This is a genomic window from Nocardioides marmoribigeumensis (assembly GCF_031458325.1).
Taxonomy (GTDB): Bacteria; Actinomycetota; Actinomycetes; order Propionibacteriales; family Nocardioidaceae; genus Marmoricola_A; species Marmoricola_A marmoribigeumensis.
This window is the reverse complement of the sequence record NZ_JAVDYG010000001.1, coordinates 3,844,894-3,867,904: the sequence shown is the minus strand read 5'-3', so window position 1 is coordinate 3,867,904 and position 23,011 is coordinate 3,844,894. Positions and strand designations below refer to the sequence as shown.

Below are 23,011 nucleotides of genomic sequence, written 5' to 3'. Positions count from 1 at the left end.
CTCAGGTGGGCGGAGGGCGCAGCACGCCACGATCCGAACTTCCCGGACACTTCCGGACGGCTCCGACCAACCCCGGACGCCCGCCCGGAGCGGGCGCCGGCCTGGCTAGGTTGGCCCCCATGCAGATCGGCGTCGCGCTCCCCCAGATGGCCCCGGACTACGCGCCGGACACGACCGTGCGGTGGGCCCGTGGGATCGACGCCGGCCCCTTCTCCTCGGTCTCCGCGGGCGAGCGGGTCACCTTCACGAATCCCGAGATGGTCGCCTCGCTGGCGGCCGCGGCGGCCGTGACCGAGCGGGTCCGCGTGATGGCCAACGTCTGGGTCCTGCCCCAGCACCCGCCGGCGATGGTGGCCCAGCAGGTCGGCACGCTCGACCAGCTCTCCGCGGGCCGCCTCACGGTGGCGGTCGGGGTCGGGGGGCGCGAGGAGGACTACCGGGCCCTCGGCAGCCCGCTGGAGCGTCGCCACCAGCGGCTCGACGAGGCCGTCGCCGAGCTGCGGCGCCTGCTCGACGGCGGCCCGGCGTACGACGGGGGCGAGCCGGTCGGGCCGCTCCCGGTGCAGGAGGGCGGCGTGCCGATCCTGGCCGGCGCGCTCGGCCCCAGGGCGGTGGCTCGGGCCGCCCGGTGGGCCGACGGGGTGAGCGGCTTCTCGGTCGCGGGCCACCGCCGCGACTTCGAGTCGGTCAACCGGCTGGCGGACGAGGCGTGGGCGGCCGCCGGACGACCGGCGCCGACCAAGGTGAGCGGCTTCTTCTGCTGCCTCGGCGTGGACGACGCGCTGCCACGGCTGCAGGCGTTCGCCGAGCGCTACCTCGGCTTCCTCGGACCGGAGCTGGCCGCTGCCCTCGCGGCGGAGGTGGAGGTGGCCGACGCCGACCGCCTGCGCCGGACCCTCGCCGAGGCCGAGGCCGCCGGGTGCGACGAGGTCGTGCTCGTCCCCGCCACGGCGGACCCGGCCTGCCTCGACGCCCTCGCCGAGGTGGTCGGTCAGAGGCGGTAGACCCGCGACGCCACGTCGCGCGTCAGCGCGGTCAGGTCGGCCTCGTCGCCCAGCACCTCCACGAGGATCCCGAGCGTGGCGGGCAGGGTGAGGGTGGGCTTGTCCATCGGGAAGTTCGAGGCCCACATGGTGCGCTCGCGGCCGAAGGACGCGTGCACGTGCTGCACGAGCGGGGCCACCGCGTCGACCAGCCGCCGCTCGCGCGGCAGGTCAGCGAGGTCGACCGCCGCCGCCCGCAGGTCACCCCCCAGCACCGGCATGCCGAGGCCGCTCATCTTGGCCACCACGTTGGGGTGGGCGGCCAGCGCCGAGACGTCCTCGCGCCACGAGGCGAGCATGTCGCGCACCTGGTGGGGGTAGCGACCGGTGTGCCGCCCCCGTGGCCCCAGCACCCCCACCGGCGTGGCGAAGTGGTCGAGCACGAACGTCGTCTCGGGGTAGCGCTCCACCAGCCCCAGCGCCTCGGGCAGCTGGTGGGCGTAGCCCCACAGCTCGAAGGACAGCCCGCGCTCGGCGAGCGCGGCGAACCCGTCGAGGAACCCCGGCTCGGACCAGACCGCGGGGGTGTCGCTGAAGTCGCGCACCGCCGGGTCGGGGTGGTGGGCCGCGCTGAACCTGACCCCGCGCACCTTGTCGCTCGCCTCGGCGTGGGCGTCGAGCACCGCACCCGCGTCGGACCAGCGCGGGTCGACGTGCACCACGATCCCGCCGAGACGGGGAAGGCCCGAGCTCCCGAAGGGCAGCGTCGCGAGCCAGCGGGTCTCCCCCACGCTCTCCAGGTGGGGCTCGTGCGGCCACACCGCCTCGATGTGCACCACCGTGCCCACCGGCAGGACACCGGCGTCCTCGGCGTAGAGGTGGGGCAGGTAGGGCTTGAGGACGTGGTGGGCGTCGCCCACGAACTCCCGGTCGGCCCGCGGCAGCAGCCGGTTGAGCCGGCGCGGCACGCGCTGGAACGGGCGGAACAGCCGCGCCTCCCGGGACACCTCGCGGGTGGTGGTCAGCGGGTCCCACTGGTGGAGGTGCGGGTCCACCACCTGCTCGGGGAGCCGGTCGAGCCAGTCGGGGTGCGCGGTCTGCGCGGGCGTCGTGTCGGTCAGGTCGGCCATGTCAGCCGACGTTAGCGGGCTCCCAGCTCCGGGCGGCGGGGTCGGGCTGCTCGGGCGGCGAGCCGAGCTCCGACTCGTCGCGCGAGGCGAGGCGGCTCGGCCACCAGATGCGCTGGCCGAGGTCGAGGTTGATCGCGGTCACCAGCACCGACCGGACGATCATCGTGTCGAGCAGGATGCCCAGCGCGACGGTCAGTCCGAGCTCGGCGAGGAACACCAGCGGGATCGTGCCGAGGACCGCGAAGGTCGCCGCCAGGACCAGGCCCGCCGAGGTGATCACCCCGCCCGTGGACCCGAGCGCGACGATCGAGCCCGCGCGCGTGCCGCGCACCTGCGTCTCCTCGCGGACGCGGGTCATCAGGAAGATGTTGTAGTCGATGCCCAGCGCCACCAGGAACACGAACGCGAACAGCGGGAAGCTCGGGTCGGTGTGCTCGAAGCCGAGGACGTGCACGAACAGCAGCGTCGAGAGCCCCAGGGCCGCACCGAACGAGAGGACGACCGTCGCCAGCAGGATCAGCGGGGCGGTGAGCGCACGCAGCAGCGCCACGAGGATGAGCAGCACCACCAACAGGATCAGCGGGATGATCACCTTGTTGTCGTGGGTGGAGGCGATCTTGGTGTCGAGGTAGATCGCCGACCAGCCACCGACCAGGCCGTCGGCCCCGGGCACGGCGTGGACCGCGTCGCGCGCCTCCTCGATCGAGGTGAAGGTCGTCGGTGACGCCACGTCGCCCTGCAGCGGCGCCTCGAAGAACGCCGTGCCGTCCTTGACGACCGGGTCGCCCGCCTTGCCGACGCCGGCGATGCCGGCCAGGGCGTCGCTGACCTGGTCGGCCTCGTCGGCGTTGGCCACCACCTGGAGGGTGTTGGACGCGTCGGCCAGGCCGTGGTCGGCCAGCATCTGCTGGCCGTCCACCGACTCGATGTCGGTGGTGTACTGCTCGGCCGTCGGGATGCCGGAGGTGTCGAGCTGCAGGGTGCCGAGGCACGCCAGCAGCAGCACTGCGGTCGTCACCGCCCACACCTTGCGAGGCGCCCGCGAGATGCGGTCCGCCGAGCGGCGCCAGAAGCCGGCCTGGGTCGGCTCGTCCGAGCCGAAGGTCGGTCGCTTGGGCCAGAACACCCAGCGCCCGCAGATCACCAGCAGGGCGGGCAGGAGCGTGACCATCACGAGGTAGGTCACCGCGACGCCGATCGCGGTCACCGGGCCGAGGCCCGCGGTGGAGTTCATCTCGGCGAAGAGCAGGCACAGCATGCCGGCCACGACGGTCGAGGCGCTCGCCAGGATCGCCGGCGCCGCGCGGTGCAGGGCGAAGGCCATCGCCTCGTGCCGGTCGTCGTGACGCCGCAGCTCCTCGCGGTAGCGCGCCACGAGCAGCAGCGCGTAGTCGGTGCCGGCGCCGATGACCAGGATCGAGAGGATCGACTGGCTCTGCCCGTTGACCGTGAGGTCGGCGTACTTCGCCAGGGCGTAGATGAGGCCCTCCGCGGCCATCAGGGCGACCACCGAGCAGGAGATCGGCAGGAACCACAGGACGGGGCTGCGGTAGGTGACCAGCAGGATCAGGATCACGATGCCGAGGGCGGAGAACAGCAGCGCCCCGTCGATCCCGCCGAAGACCTCCGAGGCGTCGGCCGCCTGTCCGCCGGAGCCGGTGATGAAGGTGGTGCCGCCGTCCACCGACGCGATGTCGCGCAGGCGGTCGGCGGTGTCGGGCATCTCCATCCAGCCGTTGGCGCCGAAGTTGAAGTTGACCAGGGTCTGCATCGCCTTGCCGTCCTGGGACGGGATCGGCCCCACGACCTTGCCCTCCACGCCCTCGAGCCCGGCGAACTCGGTGGCCTGCTCCTTGGCGGCGGCGATGTCGGCGGGCGTCAGGCCCGACTTCTTCTCGTAGGCCACGACCGTCGGGATCGTGTCGGGGTCGTAGAAGGGGGTCAGCCGCTCCAGGGCGCGGGTCGACTCGGCGCTCGCCGGCAGCCAGGAGGACGCCTCGTTGTTCTGGACGTCCATCAGCTTGGAGCCGAACGTGCCCCCCACACCGAGCGCGACGAGCCAGAAGACCAGCACCATCCACTTGGTGGAGCGCCCGGTCAGCCGGCCGGCGAACGTTGCGTGCATGACGTGCTTCTCTCGCTCAGGCGGTGCCCAGCACGGGTCCCGCATGGTGTTCCCCCGAGAAGTGGACCGCGTCCGCCCCCGGAACTCATCGGTCGAAGGTCCGGCGATCCTCCCGCGAACAGCCTGCCCGACGCCAACGACATTTCCGGTCGACCGCGCCGCGGGGACGGTCCCGGTGGTCCAGTCCGGGGTTAGGGTGCTGGACCAGGAACACCTCGTGGTCGCTTCGAGGAGGGGCGGAGATGAGCACACCCGTGGTCCGGCCCTCCACGCCCGCGTGGACCCGCGCCCTGCTGGCGGTCGCCGTGCTGCTCGTCGCGGCGTACGTCGTGTGGACGCTCCCGGGCGTCCGCCCCCGGCCGGGCTTCGACTCGCGCTTCGACGGCCTGCTCCAGGGGTCGGCGTACTCCCTCGTCGCGGTGCTCGCCGTCGTGGGGGCCCGCCAGCGGGGCACGACCACTGCCGCGTGGTGGTGCGTGGTGGCCTCGCTGGTCCTGCGCGCCGTCGGCTTCGACGTGTCCCTGGTCGGGTTGTCCGTCGGTCGCGAGCCGAACTACCCCGACTGGTCCGACGCAGCGTGGGTTCTCTCCAGCGTGCTGCTGTTCGCGGGGCTGGCCCTCCGGCTGCGCGAGCTGTCCCCCCGCCTGTCGGTGCTGGTGGCCCTCGACGGTGTCTCGGCCGCGCTGGTGGCGCTCGGGGTCGCCCTCAGTGCGCTCTCCGGCCCTCTGGGCACGTTGACCGGGCCGGGCGTCCCGCACCGCGCGATCGTGATGAACGTCGTCTACCCCGTTCTCGACATCGGGCTGCTCGTGCTCGCGGCCGCTGCCGTGGCGACGGCGCGGCTGCGCATGACCAGGTCCGACCTCGTGCTGCTCGGCGGTGTGCTCGCGATCGTCGTGGTGGACGTGACCTACTTCGTGCTCCTCGCCGAGGGGCTGTGGAGGCCTGGCACCGCGCTGAGCTCGCTGTCCCTCGTGGCGACCGCCGTCATCGCCGTCGCGATGACGACGTCCCTGCGTCCGCTCGAGCCCGCTCCCCGAGCGCCCGGCGAGCTGCCGGCCGCCGACCTGGCCTCCGGCGTCGTCGTGCCGGCGGTCCTCATCGGCTCCCTGCTCGTGATCCTCGCCTTCTCCGAGGTCGTGACGACCCCGGTCGTCCCGGCGCTGCTGTGCTACGTCGCCGGCGGGGCGCTCGCGGTGACGCGGGGCGTGCGGACCGTGCGCTCGGTCCAGGAGGAGGCCGGTCGCGCGGTGGGCGAGGCCGGCTTCGACCTGGGCCTGTTCAAGGCGCTGGTCGACGCCTCGGGCGACTTCATCGGGATGGCCGACGAGCGCGGCCGCCCGATCTACGTCAACCCCAGCGGACGTCGCATGATCGGGGTCCCCGGCGACGCCGACGTCACCGCTCTCGAGATCGGACGGCTGGCGCCCGGCGCGACCGCCGATGAGTTCCCCCGACGCTGGCGCGCGCTGCTGAGCGAGGGCAGCTGGTCGGGCCGGGCCGACCTCGTCCCGGTGGACGACGGTCCCACCGTCCCCGTCGAGATCTCGACGTTCCTCGTCGGCAGTCGCGACACCCAGGGTCGTCAGGTGGCCGGCACCATCCAGCGCGACATCAGCGAGCGGATCAGGGCCGAGGCCGCGCTGCGCGACCTCGTCGAGCAGCGCAGCCGGCTCCTGCAACGGCTGGTGCAGGCCCAGGAGGACGAGCGCCAGCGGATCGCCCACGACGTCCACGACGACCCGGTCCAGGCGCTCGCCGCCGTCGACCTCCGCCTGGGGCTCCTCCGGCGCCGGCTGGCCACGGAGGCACCCGACGCCACCGACGACGTGACGGCGCTGCAGGAGATCGTCGCCGGGGCGACCGAGCGGCTGCGCAACCTCCTCTTCGACCTGGAGTCCCTGCCCGAGGGGGTCAGCCTGTCGGACGCGCTCACCGAGGCCGCCGGGTTCGTGTTCCACGGCACCGACGTCTCCTTCCGCGTGGCCGGCGAGGACGACCTCCCGCTCCCCGAGGGCGAGCGGGTGCTGGTCAACCGGGTGGTCAAGGAGGCCCTGGTCAACGCCCGCAAGCACGCCTCCGCGACCACCGTCGTGGTCGACCTCGCCGTGCAGGACCACACCGCCGTCGTCACCGTCGACGACGACGGTCGCGGCATCCCCCCGGGCGCCGACCGCGACCGGCCCGGCCACGTGGGCCTGGCCGGCATGCGCGACCTGGCGCAGGTCGCCGGCGCCACGCTGGAGGTCGGACGGAGGCCCGAGGGCGGCACCCGGGTGCGCATGACGCTCCCCGTCGAGCACCGGGCCGACTGACAACGCCGATCGACCGTTGTCACGATGACATCAAAGGCGGACCGAACGAGGTTCCGCAGCCACCCGACGGGGTATGGGCAGGGCGGCACACCCGCCGCTCGGAGACGCGAGGTATCCGCGATGAACCTGACCAGGACCAAGTCGATCGAGCAGTCGATCGCCGACACCGAGGAGTCGGAGCACCAGCTCCGCAAGGAGCTCGGCCCCCTCCAGCTGACCGTGTTCGGTGTCGGTGTCGTCATCGGCACCGGCATCTTCGTGCTCACCGGTGAGGCCGCCGGCGAGAAGGCCGGCCCCGCGATCGCGATCTCGTTCGTGTTCTCCGGGCTCGCCTGCGCCCTGGCGGCGCTCTGCTACGCCGAGTTCGCCAGCACCGTCCCGGTCGCCGGGTCGGCCTACACCTTCTCCTACGCCAGCCTCGGCGAGCTCGTCGCCTGGATCATCGGCTGGGACCTCATCCTCGAGCTCGCGCTCGGCGCGAGCACCGTCGCGGTCGGCTGGTCGACGTACTTCGCCGACGTGATGAAGCAAGCCGGGATCACCATCCCCGAGTTCGCCTACGGCGAGGGGCACAACCTCGTGGCCGCGGCGATCGTCCTGATCCTGACCGCGGTGATCTGCTTCGGCATCAAGGTCTCCTCGCAGGTGAACTTCGTCTTCGTCGCGATCAAGGTCGCGATCGTCCTGCTGGTGATCATCGCCGGCCTCTTCTTCGTCAACACCCAGAACTGGTCGCCCTTCATCCCGCCCGCCGGCTCCAAGGGCGCCAGCGGCGGGACGGCGGTCCCCTCGCTCCTGCAGGACCTCGGGTTCTCCCCCGGCGCCTTCGGCATCAGCGGCATCTTCACCGGCGCGGCGCTGGTCTTCTTCGCCTACATCGGCTTCGACATCGTCGCCACGGCCGCCGAGGAGACCAAGAAGCCGCAGCGCGACATGCCGATCGGCATCTTCTCCTCCCTCGCGATCTGCACGACGCTCTACATCGCGGTCTCGCTGGTCGTGACCGGCATGGTGAAGTACGACCAGATCAAGGTCGACGCGCCCCTGGCCGAGGCGTTCAGGTCCGTCGGGCACCCGGGCTTCGCGACGGTGATCTCGGTGGGAGCGCTGCTCGGCCTCACCACGGTCATGATGATCCTGCTGCTCGGGCAGAGCCGGGTGTTCTTCGCGATGAGCCGCGACCGCCTGCTCCCCCCGGTCTTCGCACGGGTCAGCCCGCGGTTCGGCACCCCGGTCCGCACGAGCATGTTCACCGGCGCCGCGGTCGCGCTCATCGCGACCTTCGTGCCGCTGACCGAGCTCGCCGAGCTGGTCAACATCGGCACGCTGTTCGCCTTCGTGCTGGTAGCGATCGGGGTGATCGTCCTGCGACGCACGCGGCCCGACCTCGAGCGCGCATTCCGCTGCCCCGGTGTGCCGGTGATGCCGGTCCTGGCCGCGCTGGCCTCGCTCTACCTGATGCTCAACCTGCCCACGGCCACGTGGATCCGCTTCCTGGTCTGGATGGCGGTTGGCTTCGCGGTCTACTTCCTCTACAGCGCCAAGCACAGCCGCCTGGCCACCGACCCCAACTACGCGCGGGAGGCCGAACGCTCCTCGTCGAGCACCTGAGCCGTCGGTTCTCCGGCGGTGACCGTCACGGCGAGGCACGCGATGTCGTCGCTGGTGTGGTCGCCCTGGAACTCCAGCGCCGCGGCGAGCACCGTCTCGACCAGGGGCCGGGCCCCGGAAGGTGCCCGGCTGACGGTCTCGAGGAGGCGCCGCTCGCCGAAGAACCCGCCCGGGTTGCGGCCCTCGGTGATGCCGTCGGTGTAGAGCAGCAGGGTCTCGCCCGCTCCCAGGGTGAGGCGCGTCGAGGCGAACTCCGCGTGAGGCACCAGACCGAGGACCTGCCCGCCGGGATGGACGGCCGAGGCCTCCTGCGCACCTGACCGGAGCAGGGCCGGCGGGTGCCCGCCGGAGGCGCACAGCACCTCCCACGTGCCCTCGAGCCGACGCATCCGGACCAGCACCGCGGTGCAGTAGCGGTCGGTGTCGTGGCGCTGGAGCTGGACGTCGAGCTGGGCGAGCACCTCGACCGGGTCCGACAGCGTGGCGACCAGCACGCGGGTGGCGTGACGCACCAGGCTGGTCACCACCGCGGCCTCCACGCCCTTGCCCGACACGTCGCCGAGGATCAGCCAGCACTCGTCGGGCGAGGTCGGGAACACGTCGTAGAAGTCCCCGCCGACCTCGGCGCCGTCGCCTGCCGGCCGGTAGCCACCGTGCAGCTCCAGGCCCTCGACGACGGGCAGGGTGCCGGGCACCAGCGTCTGCTGGAGCGTGTCGACCAGCACCCGGCTGCGCCGCTCGGCCGCCTCGGCCCGGGCCCGCGCCGCCTCGGCCTCCTGCGTAGCCCGCAGCAGCTCCCGCTCGTAGCGCCTGCGCTCGGTCGCGTCGAAGACGGCCAGGCGCACCACCCGCGGTTCACCGTCGTCGCCCCTGTCCAGGCTCGCGTTGAGCAGCACCGGGAGTCGGCTGCCGTCCTTGCGCACCAGGTCCACGGCGAGCTCCCGGACGAAGCCCTGGAGTCGCAGCATCGGCGCGTAGTGGGTCTCGTGGAAGATCTTGCCGCCCTTGGTGAGCAGCGCCGTGAAGGGCTGCCCGACGACGTCGTCCACCTCGTAGCCAGTCCACGCCAGGAAGGTGGCGTTGGCCTTGGTCAGCACCCCGTCGGCGGTGGTCGAGAGATAGCCGCAGGGCGCCCGCTCGTAGAGGGCGACCGGATCGTCCTCGAGCAGCGCCCTGGCGAAGGCCTCGTCGGCGCGGGTCAGCGGCACGGGGGGCGCCTCACGCCACCTCACGCCCGAGGTAGGACCGGATCGCCTCCACCGTCTCCTCCGGGTCACTGAGGTTGGGGCAGTGGCCCGTGGCCCGCAGGGTGACCAGCTCCGCGTGCGGGAGGTGCTGCGCGACGTACTGGCCGACCTCACTGGGCGCGATGACGTCCTCGGAGCACTGCAGGACCAGCGTGGGGGCGCTGACCTGCGGCAGCACGTCACGCGTGTCGGAGAGGAACGTGGTGCGCGCGAAGACCGCGGCGACGGAGGGATCCATCCGGCAGAACGCCTCGGTGAGCTCCTGGCCGAGCTGCGGGCGGTCGGCGTTGCCGACGATCACCGGCGCCATCGCGGACGACCAGCCCAGGTAGTTGCCGGCCAGCGACTCCAGCAGCTCGTCGATGTCGGCCTGGCTGAAGCCCCCGTGGTAGCCGTCGTCGTCGAGGTAGCGCGGCGACGGCCCGACCATCACCAGCCGGGAGAACCTCTCGGGCGCGCGCACCTGGGCCAGGGCGCCGATCATGGCGGAGACGGAGTGGCCGACGTAGACCACGTCGTGCAGGTCCAGCTCGGTGACGATCCGCACCACGTCGTCGGCGTAGCCGTCGAGCGCGGCGTAGCGCTGCGGGTCCCAGAGGGACGGGTCGGCGCCGCCGGCGCCGGCGTGGTCGAAGGTGATCACCCGGTGGCCGTCCGCGAAGGCGGGGGCGACGTGCCGCCACATGCTCTGGTCGCAGCCGAACCCGTGGGCGAACAGCATCGGTCGCGCGTCTTGCGGACCGATCTCGTTGACGTTGTGACGCGCCCGTACGTCCATGACGTCGATTTCCTGTCTGGTGGAGAGCTGTCTGCCCACCCTAGTCGCCCCTCGGCCCGGTCATCCCACGCCGAAGCGGGACGTCCGGTCAGGACCGCACGGTCCGGCGGCGTACGTCGGCGACGACGTCGGTCAGCGAGCCTCCGGCGGCAACCACCTCCCGCTGGCGGGCGGCGCCCGTGCCCCGGGTCAGGAGGGCCTCCAGACCACGCCGTACCAGGTCGGCGTCGCCGGCCGCCTCGAGGGACGCCGCGACGAGGTCCGTGAGCTGGTGCACGGCCTCCGCAGCCGCGACGAGCTCGTGCGACACCGGTGAGACCAGCCGGTCGTCCAGCCCGAACCGGGCCGCTCGCCACGCCGCACCCCGCAGCTCGTCCACCCGCCAGGCGGCGGGGGGCTCGTCCGCCCGTGCGGCGAAGTGGCCCACCAGGGCGCGCGTCAGTGCCGCGACGACCATCGCGTCGTCGAGGTCGGTGCACACGTCCGCGACGCGGAGCTCGACCGTCGGGTAGCGGTGCGAGAGTCGTACGTCGAGGTTGACCAGCCCCTCGTCGAGCGCGGCGCCGCCGGCGACCATGGAGTCGACGCGGGCGCGGTAGCCGGCCGCGTCGCCGAAGAGCTCAGCGGGTCCGCCCGTCGGCCACGTGTTCCACACCCTCGACCGCCAGCTGGCATGTCCCGTGTCGGACCCGTGCCAGAAGGGCGAGTTGGTGCTCAGCGCGAGCAGGACGGGAACCCACGGACGCACCCGGTCGATCACCGCCACGCCCTCCTCCGGGCCGGCCACCTCGACGTGCACGTGCATCGCACACATCAAGGACGCGCGCGCCGTCTCCCCGTAGTGATCCTCGACGGCTGCGTAGCGGTCGCCCGGCGAGACCTCCCGGCCGCTCGCAGCCGTGGCGAGCACAGGACCTGGGACGGCCAGGGGCGCCACCCCCATCGTCGCTCCGGCCCCGGCGACGCGCGCCCGGCCGTCGGCCAGCTCGCGTCGGACCGCCGCGACCTCGACCTGCGGCGCCGTTGCCACCTCCACCTGGGCGAGGAAGAACTCGTGCTTGAGGGCAGCCCCCTCACCGGCGCCCTCACCGGCGCCGAGCCGGCCGCACTCCGCGAGCACCTCCCGCGCCACCGGGAGCACCTCGCCGGTCGCCACGTCGCCCAGGAGGAGCTCCTCCTCGACCCCGAGACGGCGGAGTGTGGTCACACGCTCCCGCCGCCGGGTCCCTTGTCGCGGAGCCCGAAGGCCGGGTCGTCGGCGACGGAGGAGGCCGGCGCGCGACGCGTGCCCGGCTCAGGTCCCGAGCCGCGCCGGCTCAGCACCAGGAGCAGCGCGACCATCAGGACGACGAGGGCGATGCCCACGACGATGAGGAGGGTCATGGGCCGATTCTCACCCGCGCACGGTGGCGGCGAGGGGAGAAAGCGACAGCCGCCCCGACGTGTCGTCGGAGCGGCTGAGGCCAGAGGGATCGGTGGAGCTGGCGGGAATCGAACCCGCGTCCTCGAGCGCAGTGCCAGGTCTTCTCCGGGTGCAGTCTGTGGAAACGTCTTCTCAGTCCCGGCGCTCGCACAGACACGTCGCCGACGGACTCATTCGGATTTGAGTCCCACGGCACCCTTCCGACGAGAGCGACGCAGCAAGCCTCCTAGATGAGGCCAGGATCTGAGTCGGAGGCGACCTCAGCCTGACCCGTCACGCTCGCTGTCAGGCAGCGAGGGTGAGCGAACTGCGCTTAGCGTTGGCAGTTGTAGTTTTCCAGGCAGCGTTCACGAGATGAGCCTGGATCCTCGACCCGCTTCCCCTGGGACGTACGTCCCAAGTCGAAACCGATCAGCCCCTCTTGAGTTGTGTATCCATCCTACGGGTCAACTCCCCCAAGACCCAGCGCATTCCCTGGCGCAGGGTCAGCCCATGCCCTTGGCGCGGCGTCCGATCGCGATCTCGGTCTCCCGCTTGGCGGTGCGCTCGGCGATCGCGTGCCGCTTGTCCCAGGTCTTCTTGCCCTTGGCGAGACCGAGCTCGACCTTGGCGCGGCCGTCGACGAAGTAGAGCTGGAGCGGGACGAGCGTGTAGCCCTTCTCGCGCACCTTGCCCTCGATCTTGTCGATCTCCTCGCGGTGCAGCAGCAGCTTGCGCCGCCGCCGCGGCGGGTGGTTGGTCCAGGTGCCCTCGGCGTACGTCGGGATGTGCACCGCGTGCAGGTAGATCTCGCCGTTCTCGATGTCGGCGAAGCCGTCGACCAGGGACGCGCGGCCGGCCCGCAGCGACTTCACCTCGGTGCCCTGGAGGACGATGCCGGCCTCGTAGGTGTCCTCGATGTGGTAGTCGTGGCGGGCCTTCTTGTTGGACGCGATGAGTTTGCGTCCGGTCTCCTTGGCCATGGGGCAAGCCTATCGGCGTGGTCTCGACGGACTCGACCACCGTCAGGCAGTCAGAACCACTTCATCGGGTCGACGGCCTTGCCGTTCTCCAGCACCGTGAAATGCAGGTGGCAGCCGGTCGACCAGCCGGTGTTGCCGACGTAGCCGATCACCTGACCGCGCTTGACCCGCTCACCGGTGGCGACGGCGTAGCCCGAGAGGTGGTTGGAGATCGTCGCGACCCCGACCCCGAAGTGGACGCCGTGGTCGATGACGATCCGGTTGCCGTAGGCCGTCTGGTAGTACTCCGTGAGCACCTTGCCTCGGGCTGCGGCGCGGATCGGCGTCCCGCAGGACACACCGAAGTCGGTGCCGTCGTGCAGGGAGCGGTAGCCGTAGATCGGGTGGATCCGCCAGCCGAACGGCGAGGTGACCGGGCCGTCCACCGGACGGTCGAGGAAGCCGTTGCCGGTGACCGGGCCGGTGTAACCGGCGCCCTTGGAGGCCTGCGCCGCGATCAGGTCGGCGATCCGGTCGCGCTCGACGATGAGGTGCTTGAGGACCACCAGGTCGGCCTTCTTGGCCTCGAGCGCGGCGTTGCGGGCCTGGGCGCGCAGGTCGACCATCTGTGAGACCTGGGACTCCGCGGCCTCGGCCTGGAGCTCCAGCGACTGCTTGGTGGCGAGGTTGGCCGCGGCCTCCTGGCGACGCTGGGCGACCTCCTCCTTGGCGGCCGCCATCTCCTGGCGGTGGACGTCGAGCAGCACCTTGGTCGCCTCGAGGCTGTCGAGGATCGCCGACTCCTTGTTGACCACGCTGCTCGAGGCGCTCATCGAGCCGGCGATGTCGGCGGGGTCGCCACTGGTGAAGACCATCGACAGGCCCATCAGTCCGGGGTCGCCCTGCTCGTAGGAGGAGGCCACCATCGCCCGCAGGTCGTCCTCCTGCGTGGCCATCTCGGCCTCGCCGGCGGCGAGGTCCTGCTGGGCCTTGGCCAGGCGCGCCTCGGCGGCGTCCAGTCGCTGCTGCATGAGCCGGTCGAGCGCCTCGGCCGCGGCGAGCTCCCCCCGCGTCTGGCTGAGGTGGGCGCGGGCGTCGACCAGGTCGCTCTGGGCGCTGGCGAGGGCGGCCGTGGCCGCCTTGAGCGCGGCGCTGGACTCCTCGGCCTCGTGGTCGGCCTTGTCGATCTTCTTCTCGACCTTGTGCTTCTTGTCCTTCAGCTTGTCGCCCCGCTCGGCGGCGTGCGCCGGGACGGCGACCACCACGGCGCCCGCAGCCAGCGCCGCGAGGGCGCGCAGGGACGCGCTGGGCCTGACGGGGAAGTGGTGGAGCACGGGTTCCTCGGGTCGACGGTCGGGAGTCGCTGTGCGACGGCCCATGCTACGGGGCAAATCGACCAGATCGGCGTCAAACCCTCAGGTAGCGGCGCGTCAGCAGCAAAGTGGGGACCAAGGTCAGCAGCAGCCCGACCAGGGTCATGGCGACCAGGGCCACCACGCCGTCGGAGTAGTCCACCCAGGCCACGATGGAGGAGTTGGGTCGCAGCACGCGGTAGACGACCAGATAGAGGAAGCCGAAGACCGCGCCGCCGGCGAGCGCCACCCCGAGGACGGCCGCGACCAGCGACTCCAGCAGGAACGGCAGCTGGATGTAGAGGCTGGAGGCGCCCACCAGGCGCATGATCCCGATCTCCTTGCGGCGGGCGTACGCCGCGAGCCGGATCGTGTTGCCGACCTGCAGGATGGCGGCGAAGAGCAGCACCGCCGCGATGCCGATCGCGCCCCACTTGAACGCGGTGATCCAGAAGTAGATCGGTTGGAGGATCTCGCGCAGGTCGCGCACGGTGCCCACGCCGTCCATCGACCCCACCTGCGCGCGCAGCTCACGGAACTTGCGGGGGTCCTTGAGGGTGACCCAGTAGGACTCCGGAAGGTCCTTGGGCCGGATGGAGTCCAGGACCTGCTGCTGGCTGTCGTCGTTGCCCGTCTGCAGCTCGCGCCACTTGGCGTAGGCCGTGCGGCTGTTCTCGAAGCGGAACGACTTCACCTCGTCGGAGGCGCGCAGCACCTTGACCACCGCGGCCTTCTGGGCCCTGGTGGTCTTGCCGTCGATGCACGCCGCGCGGGGCGAGTTGTCGGTGCACAGGAACACCGTGATCTGGAGCCGGTCGCCCCAGAACTTCTCCGCCTTGTCGGCCTGCGCGTTGAGCAGCAGGCCGAGGCCGACGAGGGTGAGCGAGACGAAGAGCGTCACGACCACCGCCACCGTCATGGAGACGTTGCGCCGCAGCCCGTTGCCGAGCTCGGAGAAGACGTAGGTCAGCTGCATCAGTGGATCTCCCGGTCCGCGCTCAGTGCTGGTAGCCGTAGACGCCGCGCGCCTCGTCGCGGACGACGCGGCCGCCCGACAGCTCGATCACCCGCTTGCGCATCTGGTCGACGATGCCGACGTCGTGGGTGGCCATCACGACCGTCGTGCCGGTGCGGTTGATCCGGTCGAGCAGCTTCATGATGCCCACCGACGTGGTCGGGTCGAGGTTGCCCGTCGGCTCGTCGGCGATGAGGATCATCGGCTTGTTGACGAAGGCGCGGGCGATGGCCACGCGCTGCTGCTCACCACCCGACAGCTCGTCGGGCAGCCGGTCGCCCTTGCCCTCCAGCCCCACCATCTCGAGCACCTCGGGCACCGTCTGCCGCACGTGCGAGCGCGGCTTGCCGATCACCTGCAGCGCGAACGCGACGTTGTCGTAGACGGTCTTGTTGGACAGCAGCCGGAAGTCCTGGAACACCGTGCCGATCTGGCGGCGCAGGGCCGGCACCCGGAAGCCCGGCAGCTTGTTGATCTCTCGGCCGTCGATCAGGACGTGCCCGCTGGTCGGACGGGTCTCGCGCAGCACCAGGCGCAGGAACGTCGACTTGCCCGACCCCGACGCCCCGACGAGGAACACGAACTCGTCCTTGTCGACGTGGACGGAGACGTTGTCCAGCGCGGCACGGCGCTGGCCGGGGTAGGTCTTGGTGACGCTGTCGAACGTGATCACAGTGGCTCCAGCGTAGGTCGCGCCCTCCGGGCCGGGCCGGGACCACGCCGAGAGATCAGGATCAGCCGGGTCAGCCCGCGACGGCGGCGTGGTCGGCGCCGCGGCGCCAGCGGATGCCGGCCTCGATGAAGTCGTCGATCTCGCCGTCGAGGACCGCCTGCGGGTTGCCGGACTCGTGGCTGGTCCGCAGGTCCTTGACCATCTGGTAGGGGTTGAGCACGTAGGAACGCATCTGGTCGCCCCAGCTCGCGGCCACGTCGCCCTTGAGGTCCTTGAGGTGCGCGGCCTCCTCGGCCTTCTTCATCGCCAGCAGCTTGGCCTTGAGGATCACCATCGCCGAGGCCTTGTTCTGCAGCTGGGACTTCTCGTTCTGGCAGGAGACCACGGTGCCCGTCGGGATGTGGGTGAGCCGGACCGCCGAGTCGGTGGTGTTGACGCTCTGACCGCCCGGGCCGCTGGAGCGGTAGACGTCGACGCGGATGTCCTCGTCGGGGATGTCGATCTCGTCGGTCTGCTCGAGCACCGGCACGACCTCGACCGCGGCGAAGCTGGTCTGGCGGCGACCCTGGTTGTCGAAGGGGCTGATCCGCACGAGGCGATGGGTGCCGGCCTCGACCGACAGCGTGCCGTAGGCGTAGGGCGCGTGGATCGCGAACGTGGCCGACTTGATGCCGGCCTCCTCGGCGTAGGAGGTGTCGAAGACCTCGACGGGGTACTTGTTGCGCTCGGCCCAGCGGGTGTACATGCGCATCAGCATCTCGGCGAAGTCGGCGGCGTCGACACCACCTGCTCCCGAGCGGATGGTCACCAGGGCCTCGCGGACGTCGTACTCCCCGGAGAGCAGGGTGCGGACCTCGAGGCCCTCGACCGCCTTGCTCACCCGGCCCAGCTCGACCTCGGCCTCGGCCATCGAGTCGGCGTCGCCCTCCTCCTGGCCGAGCTGGACGAGGACCTCGAGGTCCTCGAGGCGGGCCCGGAGCCTGGTGAAGCGGTCGAGCTCGCCCTGGAGCGCCGAGAGCCGCCCGGTGACCCGCTGGGCGTTGGTCTGGTCGTCCCACAGGTCGGGAGCCGCGACCTCCTCGCCCAGTGCGGCGATCTCCGTCCGCATCGCGTCGAGGTCGAGCACCTGCTCGATGGTGTGCAGGGTCGCCTGCAGCTCTTTGATGCGCGCGTCGAAGTCGGGTCCGGCCATGATGGACGAGCCTACCGGCACGGTCGCCCTTAACCCCTTAGGGGGACGCGGGGCTCCGCATGTCGACCTCGGGGCCTGGCAACGCTTGGATGGGAGCAGGTCCGAGCGGGGGGCAGGAAGATGTCATCGATCCGAGTCGTCGCCATCGACGACCACCCGATCGTCGTCAAGGGGATCCGCCACAGCGTCCTCGACGCCGAGGGGGACCTCGAGTTCGTCGGGGTCGTCGACTCCGTCCTCGACGGCACCCCGCTCCCCGACGCCGACGTCGCGCTGCTCGACCTGCGCCTGCGCGACGGCTCCCGCCCCCGCGACAACGTCACCGCGCTGCTCGAGCGCGGCATCCAGGTGCTCGTCTTCACCGCAGGCGGTGACATCCCGCAGATGTCGGACGCCGTCATGGCCGGCGCGCTGGGCATCGTCCTCAAGCACCAGACCGAGGAACAGCTGATCGAGGCCATCCACACCGTCGCCGAGGGCAGCACGTTCCTGTCCCAGGAGCTGGCCGAGGTCCTCCACCAGTCGACCGCGCTGCGCCCCCACCTCAGCGACCGCGAGATCGAGGTGCTCGGCGCGCTCAACCAGGGCCTGGTCACCAAGCAGGCCGCCCGACGGCTCGAGGTCAGCGAGTCGACGATCAAGGAGCACCTCAAGCGGATCCGCAAGAAGTACACCCAGCTCGGCCGCTCGGTGAACACCCGCGTCGAGCTCATCCAGCGGGCCACCGAGGACGGCTTCATCCGGAGACCGAGTGATGAGTGAGCCCTCTCCCCCCTCCCCCGGCACGGTCCGGTGAGGCGCGGGCTCGACGCCCTGCGCATCGGCGCGATCCTCCTCACGGTGGGGGTCGTGATCGTGGCCGTGCCGGCGTCCGCAGCGCTGGTGATGCAGCGCGACGCCACCCCCTGGTGGTTCGAGGTGCCCGTCTGCGCCCTGCTCGCGCTCGGCGTCCTGCTCGCCGCGGCCGCCGCCGTCCGCGGCGTGCGCACCACCCGCCTGGCCGCCCGGGTCCACTCCGGCACGGTGCTGGCCGCCACCCTCGGCCTGCCCCTGGTGACTGGCACGACGTACGCCGAGGGCACGCCGCCCTGGGTGCACGCCTATGTCCCGAGTGCCATCGCGGCGAGCGTGCTGGTGACGCGCCGCTGGGTGCCCAACCTGGTGGTGGGCTCCGCGCTGATGCTCGCCGACCTGCACCTGCGGTCGGTGGTCTGGCCGGTGTCGACCCAACGGGCCGCCAACGACCTGCTGTTCGAGGTCACCGTCCTCGTGATGAGCGCCGCTGTCCTGTCCTCGATCGCGCTCTCGCAGCGCGCCCTCGAGCAGGAGGCCGCCGCCACCGCCGAGCGCTTCCTGCTGGCGCGCGCCAGCGAGCAGCTCGGCAGGCGCAGCGCCCAGTGGGACGCGCTGGTGCACGACGAGATCCTGGCCGCCCTGGAGACCATCGCCCTCGCCCCACCCGAGGTCGACGAGCGCGCGCTCGCCCGCGACACCATCGCCGGCCTGCAGCAGGGGCCCCCGACGGGCGACGTCGACCACGTGGCGTTCCGCGGGGCCGTGCTCGAGGCGGTCCTGACCGAGTACCCCACCGCCTCCTCGCGCTGCTCCGCCGCCCCCGACGCCCGTGACCTGCCACCCGACGTCGCCGAGGCGCTGCTCATGGCCGTCACGGAGGCGCTGCGCAACGTCGCGGCCCACGCCTACCCCACCTCGTCGGGGCGGGGGCTCGCCGCCGCCCCCGGTGACGGTCCGGTCACGGTGCGGCTCGTCCATGGCCCCGACCGGGTGTCGCTGGAGGTCTCCGACCAGGGCCGCGGGTTCGACCGGGCACGGGTGGGACCCACCTCCTTCGGGCTCGCCCTGTCGATCGAGGGACGGGTGGGCGCCGTCGGGGGGCTCGCCACGGTGAGCTCCCGGCCGGGCTCGGGCACCACGGTGCGGGTGCAGTGGCCCGCTGACGGGGCGCGGTGACCGGCGCATGACCGACGTACGCCGGGTCACGCTGCTCGCTGCCCTCCTGTGGATCTCGCTGCACCTCACCGAGGCCGTGCTCTACGCCGACGAGCACCGCAGCGCGCCGTTGCTGGGCGTGGCGATCCTGCTCGCCGTCGTGCTCGCAGGGGCCTCCCTGACCCCCCTCATCTCCTCGCAGCCCGCGACCCTCGACCTGCGCCGCGGCTCGGTCCTCGTGGTCGGTGCGGCGGCGATGGCCCTCTGCGTGCACCCGTTCCTCACCCCGGCCGGCCTGGCGGGCTACGCCAACTGGCCGATGGGCGAGATCGGCGTGCTCGTCGCCACCCTGGTCCTGCGCGAATGCGTGTCGTGCGCGCTCGCGACGACCGTCGTGGTCGTCGCGAGCAACACGGTCGCGGTGGGTCTGACGCCGACGGTCGGCTGGATGCAGGGCCTGTTCCTCAGCGTCCCACCCCTGACCTGGCTCCTCGGCTCCCTCGGCATCCGCAGCGTGCTGCGGCGCAGCGCCGACCTGCGTGAGGCCTACGTGCGGCGAGGCTTCACCTTCGCCGACGAGGAGCGGCTGCGGCGCGCGGTGCAGGGCGCCGACGACGCCCGCCGCGAGGAGCTGAGGTCCCGGGTCGAGCCCCTCCTGCGCCGCGTGGAGCGGGAGGGCGGCACCTCGAGGCTGCGCACGGAGGCCCGGCTCGCCGCCGAGGACCTGCGCGACACGCTCAAGGCGCGGTCGCTGCTCACCCGGTCGCTGCGTGACCAGATCTCCGACGCCCGTGCCCGGGGGGTGCGGGTCACGGTGTCCTCCGGACCCGCCACCGACGCCGCCGAGCCCGCCCTGCTCGACCACACCCGCGAGCTGCTCGAGCTCCTCCTCGCCGAGGCCGAGCTCGGCACCACGCTGTCGTGCCGGACCACCAGCGGCCCCCCCGTCACGATGCTCCTCGTGCGCGCCCCGACCGCACGGGAGACCGACCGCATCCGCCGGGTCGTCGAGACCTCGGGGAGGCTCCTCGAACGGTCGCAGGGTGGCCTGCGGGCCGTGCTGGAGGAGTACGACGGCGAGCTGCTGCTCGAGCTCCGGCAGAACTGAGCGGCGTGGGGGTGCGTCCGTCCATCCCCCCCTCGAGACGGACGGACGCAGCCGGACGTCGGGCAGCGACGTCGTGGCCAGGGTCCCCGGCGAGGAGGCCGTCCACCAGTCCCCGAAAGGGGGGGACCGCAGGTCAGAGGCCGCGCAGGAGCAGCAGCGTGACGTCGTCGTCGATCGAGGTGCCGGGCGAGCGGTGCAGGAGCTCGGCCAGCGCGGCCTCGACGACGGGGTGGTCGACCAGGGTGCGCTCGGTGAGCTCGACCAGGCCCTGGAGCGAGACGTCGACCTCCTCCTCGCGACGCTCGAACATGCCGTCGGAGACCAGCAGGAGCGCGTCGCCAGGGCCCATCGTGAGGCGGGTGGAGCTGATGTCGTGGCGGCGGGCCAGGCCGATCACGCCCAGCGGTGGCAGCGAGTCGACCTCGAGCAGGTGGGTGCGGCCCGAGATGCGGACCACCGGGTTGGGGTGACCGGCCGAGGCGACCTCGACCTCGCCCGTCGCGGGGTCGAGCACGGCGACCACGACGGTGGCGATGACATCGGGTGAGAGCGTGGCGGTCGCCTGGTCGACGCGGCGCAGCACGCGGACCGGGTCGGCGTCCTCGACGGCGTAGGCCCGCACGCTGCTGCGCAGCTGGGCCATCGCGCTGGCGGCGGCCAGACCGTGGCCCGCGACGTCACCGACGACCAGCAGCCGGCGGCCGTCGGACAGGGGCACGGCGTCGTACCAGTCGCCGCCCACGCCCGCGGAGGCCGGACGGCTGCGTCCGGCGAGGCCCCAGCCCGGGGACTGCGGCAGCCTGTCGGGCAGCAGCGACTGCTGGAGGGTCTCCGCGACCAGGGCGACCGTGCGGTGGCGGTTGTAGAGCACCGACATGAGCTGGGCGCCGAGCTGCTGGCCGGCCTCCTGCTCGGGCTCGGCCCACTCCTCGGCCTTGCCCCGCACCGTCTCGCGCCACAGGGCGAACGACCCGCGCGGGGAGAGCCGCGGCACCCCGTCGCCGTCGACGCGGAGCTCCTTGAGGTGGGGGTTGCCACCCCAGTTGACCGTGTGGACGACCTCGGGCCGGAAGAACATCACGTCCTGTCCGTCGGCCAGCCGGAGGGCGAGCAGGCCGCTGGCGAGCGGGGCGAGGTCGGCCAGCGACGGCTCGTCGAGCGGGAGCTTGTCGGTGTGCAGCATGAGCTCGGAGGGCTGCACGTCGACCCACTGCCGCAGTCGCAGGACGTCGTCGGGCGCCGGGGAGTCACCGGCGGTGGCGACGTGGCCCTCGAGCGACCAGGCCATGCCCGTGGCGCCGAGCATGCGCATCAGCTCGGGCGCGGCAGCGGTCAGCAGCCCGTCGAGGTCGCTGTCGCGGCTGCTGGCGGCCTGGGCGAAGGCGACCAGCGCCTCCTGGATCACCCGGGAGCGCGCCGTGCGCTCGTCCTGCTCGCGGCTGGCCAGCAGCAGCGAGAGCGTGTGGGCGAGGAACTCCGAGGTCGCGCGGATCGACGCCGGCGGCACGAACGGACCGGAGTAGTGGTGGCACGCGATCAGCCCGGCGAGCTTGCCGCCGATGATGAGCGAGACCGACATGGAGGCGGTGACGCCCATGTTGGAGAGGTACTCGCAGTGGATGGGCGACACGCTGCGCAGCGCGCTGCCCGACAGGTCCAGCGAGCCGCCGTTGACCGGGTCCAGCGGGGGCTCCAGCGGCGCGTTGACGGCGTGGACGTCGCGGATGAAGCGCAGCCAGTTGGTCGTGTAGAGCGCACGGGCCTGCGGCGGGATGTCCGAGGCGGGGTAGTGCATGCCCAGGAACGGCTCGAGGTCGAGTCGCCGCGCCTCGGCCACGACCTGGCCGTTCCACTCCCGGTCGAAGCGGTAGACCATCACGCGGTCGAAGCCGGTGAGCTGGCGGAAGATCTGGGCCGCGCGGTCCAGCAGCTCGACCACACTGGGCGCCTGGCTCAGCCGGGTCACGGCGGTCCGCACACCGGTGAGGGTGTTCTCGGTCAACGGGGACTCGGTGGCCTGCTCGAGCTCGATGATCCAGACGCCCTGCCAGTGGTGGGCGAGCAGGTCGTAGACGACCGGGCGTCCGGAGCCGTCCGGCACCATCACGCGCCACGGGGAGATCGTGCGGTCAGCGGCGGGGTCCGCCATCGCGCGCGCCAGCACGCGGCTCGAGGAGGGGTGGAAAAGGTCGGCGACCGGGACGCCGAGCAGGTGCTCGGCCTCCACGCCGAAGACGGCGGCGCAGTTGCTGCTGACCTGCACCACGGTGCCGTCGAGGCCGGTCGTGGTGAGCAGGACGCCGTGCGGCTGGACGCTGCCGGGGATGTGGATCGGCTCGCGCTCGCAGTTGGTGAGGTCGATGTCGGCACCGACCGGGAGGAAGCCCTCGGCGACCTCGGTGGCCGTCGCGTCGCTCACGAGGCCCTCCGCCCGTCGACCAGTGCGTGCAGGGCACCGAAGACGCCGGCCGCCCGGTCCGCGGCCGCAGCGGCCAGGTCGAGGTGGGTGCTCGGGTGGGCCCGCGCCAGCGGCGCGCCCAGCAGGGACACCACCGCACCCCACAGGCGGGCGGAGTCGCGCGAGGCGGCGTCGGTGAGACCACGCCGGGCGCCGGGCGCCACGTCGTCGGGCAACCCCCGCAGCAGGACCCGGGCGCCCTTGGACGACCCGGCGAGGAGGTAGAGGGTCGCCAGGCCGTGCGCGTCGTCGTACTCCTCGGCGAGGTGGGGGTCGGGCGCGGTCGCGCCCAGGCTCACCAGGTCGTCGGCGAAGAGGCCGGCGCGGGCGGGGAGCGGCACGTCACCGAGGGCGTCGCGGACCCACGGGGTGACGCCGACCCACTCGTGCAGCGGCGCCTCGACCCCGGCATGGAGGGTGGCGAGCACGTGCAGCAGCCGGAGGTAGGACGGCTCGTCGGCGACGCGACGGTCGTCGCCGGTGAGCCCGGCGTCGAGGCCGGCGTGGGGGCTCGAGGTGCGCTCGCGCAGCACGCGCAACGCGTCCGGCGGACCGGAGCGGCGCACCGGTGGCAGCACCGACGTCTCGCCGGTGGCCATGGCGTGCTCCCGAGACACGGTGACCTCCTTCAGCTGGGCGTGCGCCCCCAGGGCGTCCTCGGGTCAGCCGGGGATCACCGCTGTCGGGGCAGCGGACTCACCCTATGGGGC

The 23,011-nt window shown here is 72.3% G+C and carries 19 protein-coding genes and 1 other RNA gene; 6 read left to right on the top strand and 14 right to left on the bottom strand.

The annotated features are described in order from the left end of the window. The first annotated feature begins 119 nt into the window (after positions 1 to 119). The gene (locus J2S63_RS18350) at positions 120 to 1,004 is read left to right on the top strand and encodes an LLM class flavin-dependent oxidoreductase (protein ID WP_310305315.1); all 885 of its coding nucleotides are present in this window, start codon (positions 120 to 122) and stop codon (positions 1,002 to 1,004) included. Here J2S63_RS18350 and J2S63_RS18345 read toward each other — a convergent pair. Both J2S63_RS18345 and J2S63_RS18340 read right to left on the bottom strand, forming a co-directional pair. After that, positions 992 to 2,113, bottom strand: a complete 1,122-nt coding sequence (locus J2S63_RS18345; protein ID WP_310305313.1) for an amidohydrolase family protein — start codon at positions 2,111 to 2,113, stop codon at positions 992 to 994. The two genes, J2S63_RS18350 and J2S63_RS18345, sit on opposite strands and share 13 nt — an antisense overlap. Position 2,114: 1 nt before the next feature. Continuing rightward, entirely contained in the window at positions 2,115 to 4,238 is a 2,124-nt protein-coding gene (locus J2S63_RS18340) for an MMPL family transporter (protein ID WP_310305308.1), read from the bottom strand. Positions 4,239 to 4,480: 242 nt separating this feature from the next. On the opposite strand from J2S63_RS18340, the gene J2S63_RS18335 reads away from it, so the two are divergent. Continuing rightward, positions 4,481 to 6,553: a PAS domain-containing sensor histidine kinase gene (locus tag J2S63_RS18335; protein ID WP_310305306.1), complete on the top strand. Its 2,073-nt coding sequence runs from the start codon at positions 4,481 to 4,483 to the stop codon at positions 6,551 to 6,553. Positions 6,554 to 6,673: 120 nt separating this feature from the next. Continuing rightward, positions 6,674 to 8,164: an amino acid permease gene (locus J2S63_RS18330; RefSeq protein WP_310305304.1), complete on the top strand. Its 1,491-nt coding sequence runs from the start codon at positions 6,674 to 6,676 to the stop codon at positions 8,162 to 8,164. On the opposite strand, the gene J2S63_RS18325 is transcribed toward J2S63_RS18330, so the two are convergent. The 10 genes from J2S63_RS18325 to prfB form a co-directional block, all read right to left on the bottom strand. After that, entirely contained in the window at positions 8,125 to 9,372 is a 1,248-nt protein-coding gene (locus J2S63_RS18325; RefSeq protein ID WP_310305301.1) for a PP2C family protein-serine/threonine phosphatase, read from the bottom strand. The two genes, J2S63_RS18330 and J2S63_RS18325, sit on opposite strands and share 40 nt — an antisense overlap. A 10-nt stretch (positions 9,373 to 9,382) precedes the next feature. Beyond that, entirely contained in the window at positions 9,383 to 10,132 is a 750-nt protein-coding gene (locus J2S63_RS18320; RefSeq protein WP_310305299.1) for an alpha/beta fold hydrolase, read from the bottom strand. Positions 10,133 to 10,277: 145 nt separating this feature from the next. Beyond that, on the bottom strand, positions 10,278 to 11,396 hold the full coding sequence (locus tag J2S63_RS18315) for a carboxylate-amine ligase (RefSeq protein WP_310305296.1): 1,119 nt from the start codon (positions 11,394 to 11,396) through the stop codon (positions 10,278 to 10,280). Then, on the bottom strand, positions 11,393 to 11,572 hold the full coding sequence (locus tag J2S63_RS18310) for a hypothetical protein (protein WP_310305293.1): 180 nt from the start codon (positions 11,570 to 11,572) through the stop codon (positions 11,393 to 11,395). Before J2S63_RS18310 ends, J2S63_RS18315 begins: the two co-directional genes overlap by 4 nt. 90 nt (positions 11,573 to 11,662) lie before the next feature. After that, positions 11,663 to 12,031, bottom strand: a transfer-messenger RNA (tmRNA) gene (gene ssrA, locus J2S63_RS18305). A 66-nt stretch (positions 12,032 to 12,097) separates the two neighbouring features. Then, complete coding sequence (gene smpB, locus J2S63_RS18300) at positions 12,098 to 12,574, bottom strand: SsrA-binding protein SmpB (RefSeq protein ID WP_310305290.1); 477 nt, start codon at positions 12,572 to 12,574, stop codon at positions 12,098 to 12,100. 50 nt (positions 12,575 to 12,624) lie between these two features. Then, positions 12,625 to 13,887 (bottom strand): M23 family metallopeptidase, encoded by a 1,263-nt coding sequence (locus J2S63_RS18295; RefSeq protein WP_310305288.1) that lies wholly within the window; start codon positions 13,885 to 13,887, stop codon positions 12,625 to 12,627. A gap of 73 nt (positions 13,888 to 13,960) precedes the next feature. Beyond that, positions 13,961 to 14,881: a permease-like cell division protein FtsX gene (gene ftsX / locus J2S63_RS18290; RefSeq protein ID WP_310305286.1), complete on the bottom strand. Its 921-nt coding sequence runs from the start codon at positions 14,879 to 14,881 to the stop codon at positions 13,961 to 13,963. A 22-nt stretch (positions 14,882 to 14,903) separates the two neighbouring features. Beyond that, positions 14,904 to 15,593, bottom strand: coding sequence for a cell division ATP-binding protein FtsE (gene ftsE / locus J2S63_RS18285; RefSeq protein ID WP_310305283.1), 690 nt, complete (start codon positions 15,591 to 15,593; stop codon positions 14,904 to 14,906). 70 nt (positions 15,594 to 15,663) lie between these two features. Beyond that, positions 15,664 to 16,785, bottom strand: a complete 1,122-nt coding sequence (gene prfB / locus J2S63_RS18280; RefSeq protein ID WP_310305279.1) for a peptide chain release factor 2 — start codon at positions 16,783 to 16,785, stop codon at positions 15,664 to 15,666. A gap of 120 nt (positions 16,786 to 16,905) precedes the next feature. Here prfB and J2S63_RS18275 point away from each other — a divergent pair, with 120 nt between their 5' ends. The 3 genes from J2S63_RS18275 to J2S63_RS18265 are packed head-to-tail and all read left to right on the top strand — an operon-like array spanning position 16,906 to position 19,843. Continuing rightward, positions 16,906 to 17,547: a LuxR C-terminal-related transcriptional regulator gene (locus J2S63_RS18275; RefSeq protein ID WP_310305278.1), complete on the top strand. Its 642-nt coding sequence runs from the start codon at positions 16,906 to 16,908 to the stop codon at positions 17,545 to 17,547. 30 nt (positions 17,548 to 17,577) lie between these two features. Beyond that, positions 17,578 to 18,756 carry a sensor histidine kinase gene (locus tag J2S63_RS18270; RefSeq protein WP_310305276.1) on the top strand — a complete coding sequence of 393 codons (1,179 nt, stop codon included), beginning with the start codon at positions 17,578 to 17,580 and terminating at the stop codon, positions 18,754 to 18,756. A gap of 7 nt (positions 18,757 to 18,763) precedes the next feature. Further along, positions 18,764 to 19,843: a hypothetical protein gene (locus J2S63_RS18265; RefSeq protein ID WP_310305272.1), complete on the top strand. Its 1,080-nt coding sequence runs from the start codon at positions 18,764 to 18,766 to the stop codon at positions 19,841 to 19,843. A 133-nt stretch (positions 19,844 to 19,976) separates the two neighbouring features. Here J2S63_RS18265 and J2S63_RS18260 read toward each other — a convergent pair whose 3' ends face one another. Continuing rightward, the gene (locus J2S63_RS18260) at positions 19,977 to 22,262 is read right to left on the bottom strand and encodes a SpoIIE family protein phosphatase (RefSeq protein WP_310305270.1); all 2,286 of its coding nucleotides are present in this window, start codon (positions 22,260 to 22,262) and stop codon (positions 19,977 to 19,979) included. Next, the gene (locus J2S63_RS18255; protein WP_310305268.1) at positions 22,259 to 22,918 is read right to left on the bottom strand and encodes a heme oxygenase-like domain-containing protein; all 660 of its coding nucleotides are present in this window, start codon (positions 22,916 to 22,918) and stop codon (positions 22,259 to 22,261) included. The genes J2S63_RS18260 and J2S63_RS18255 overlap by 4 nt, the downstream gene beginning before the upstream one ends. Positions 22,919 to 23,011 lie beyond the last annotated feature (93 nt).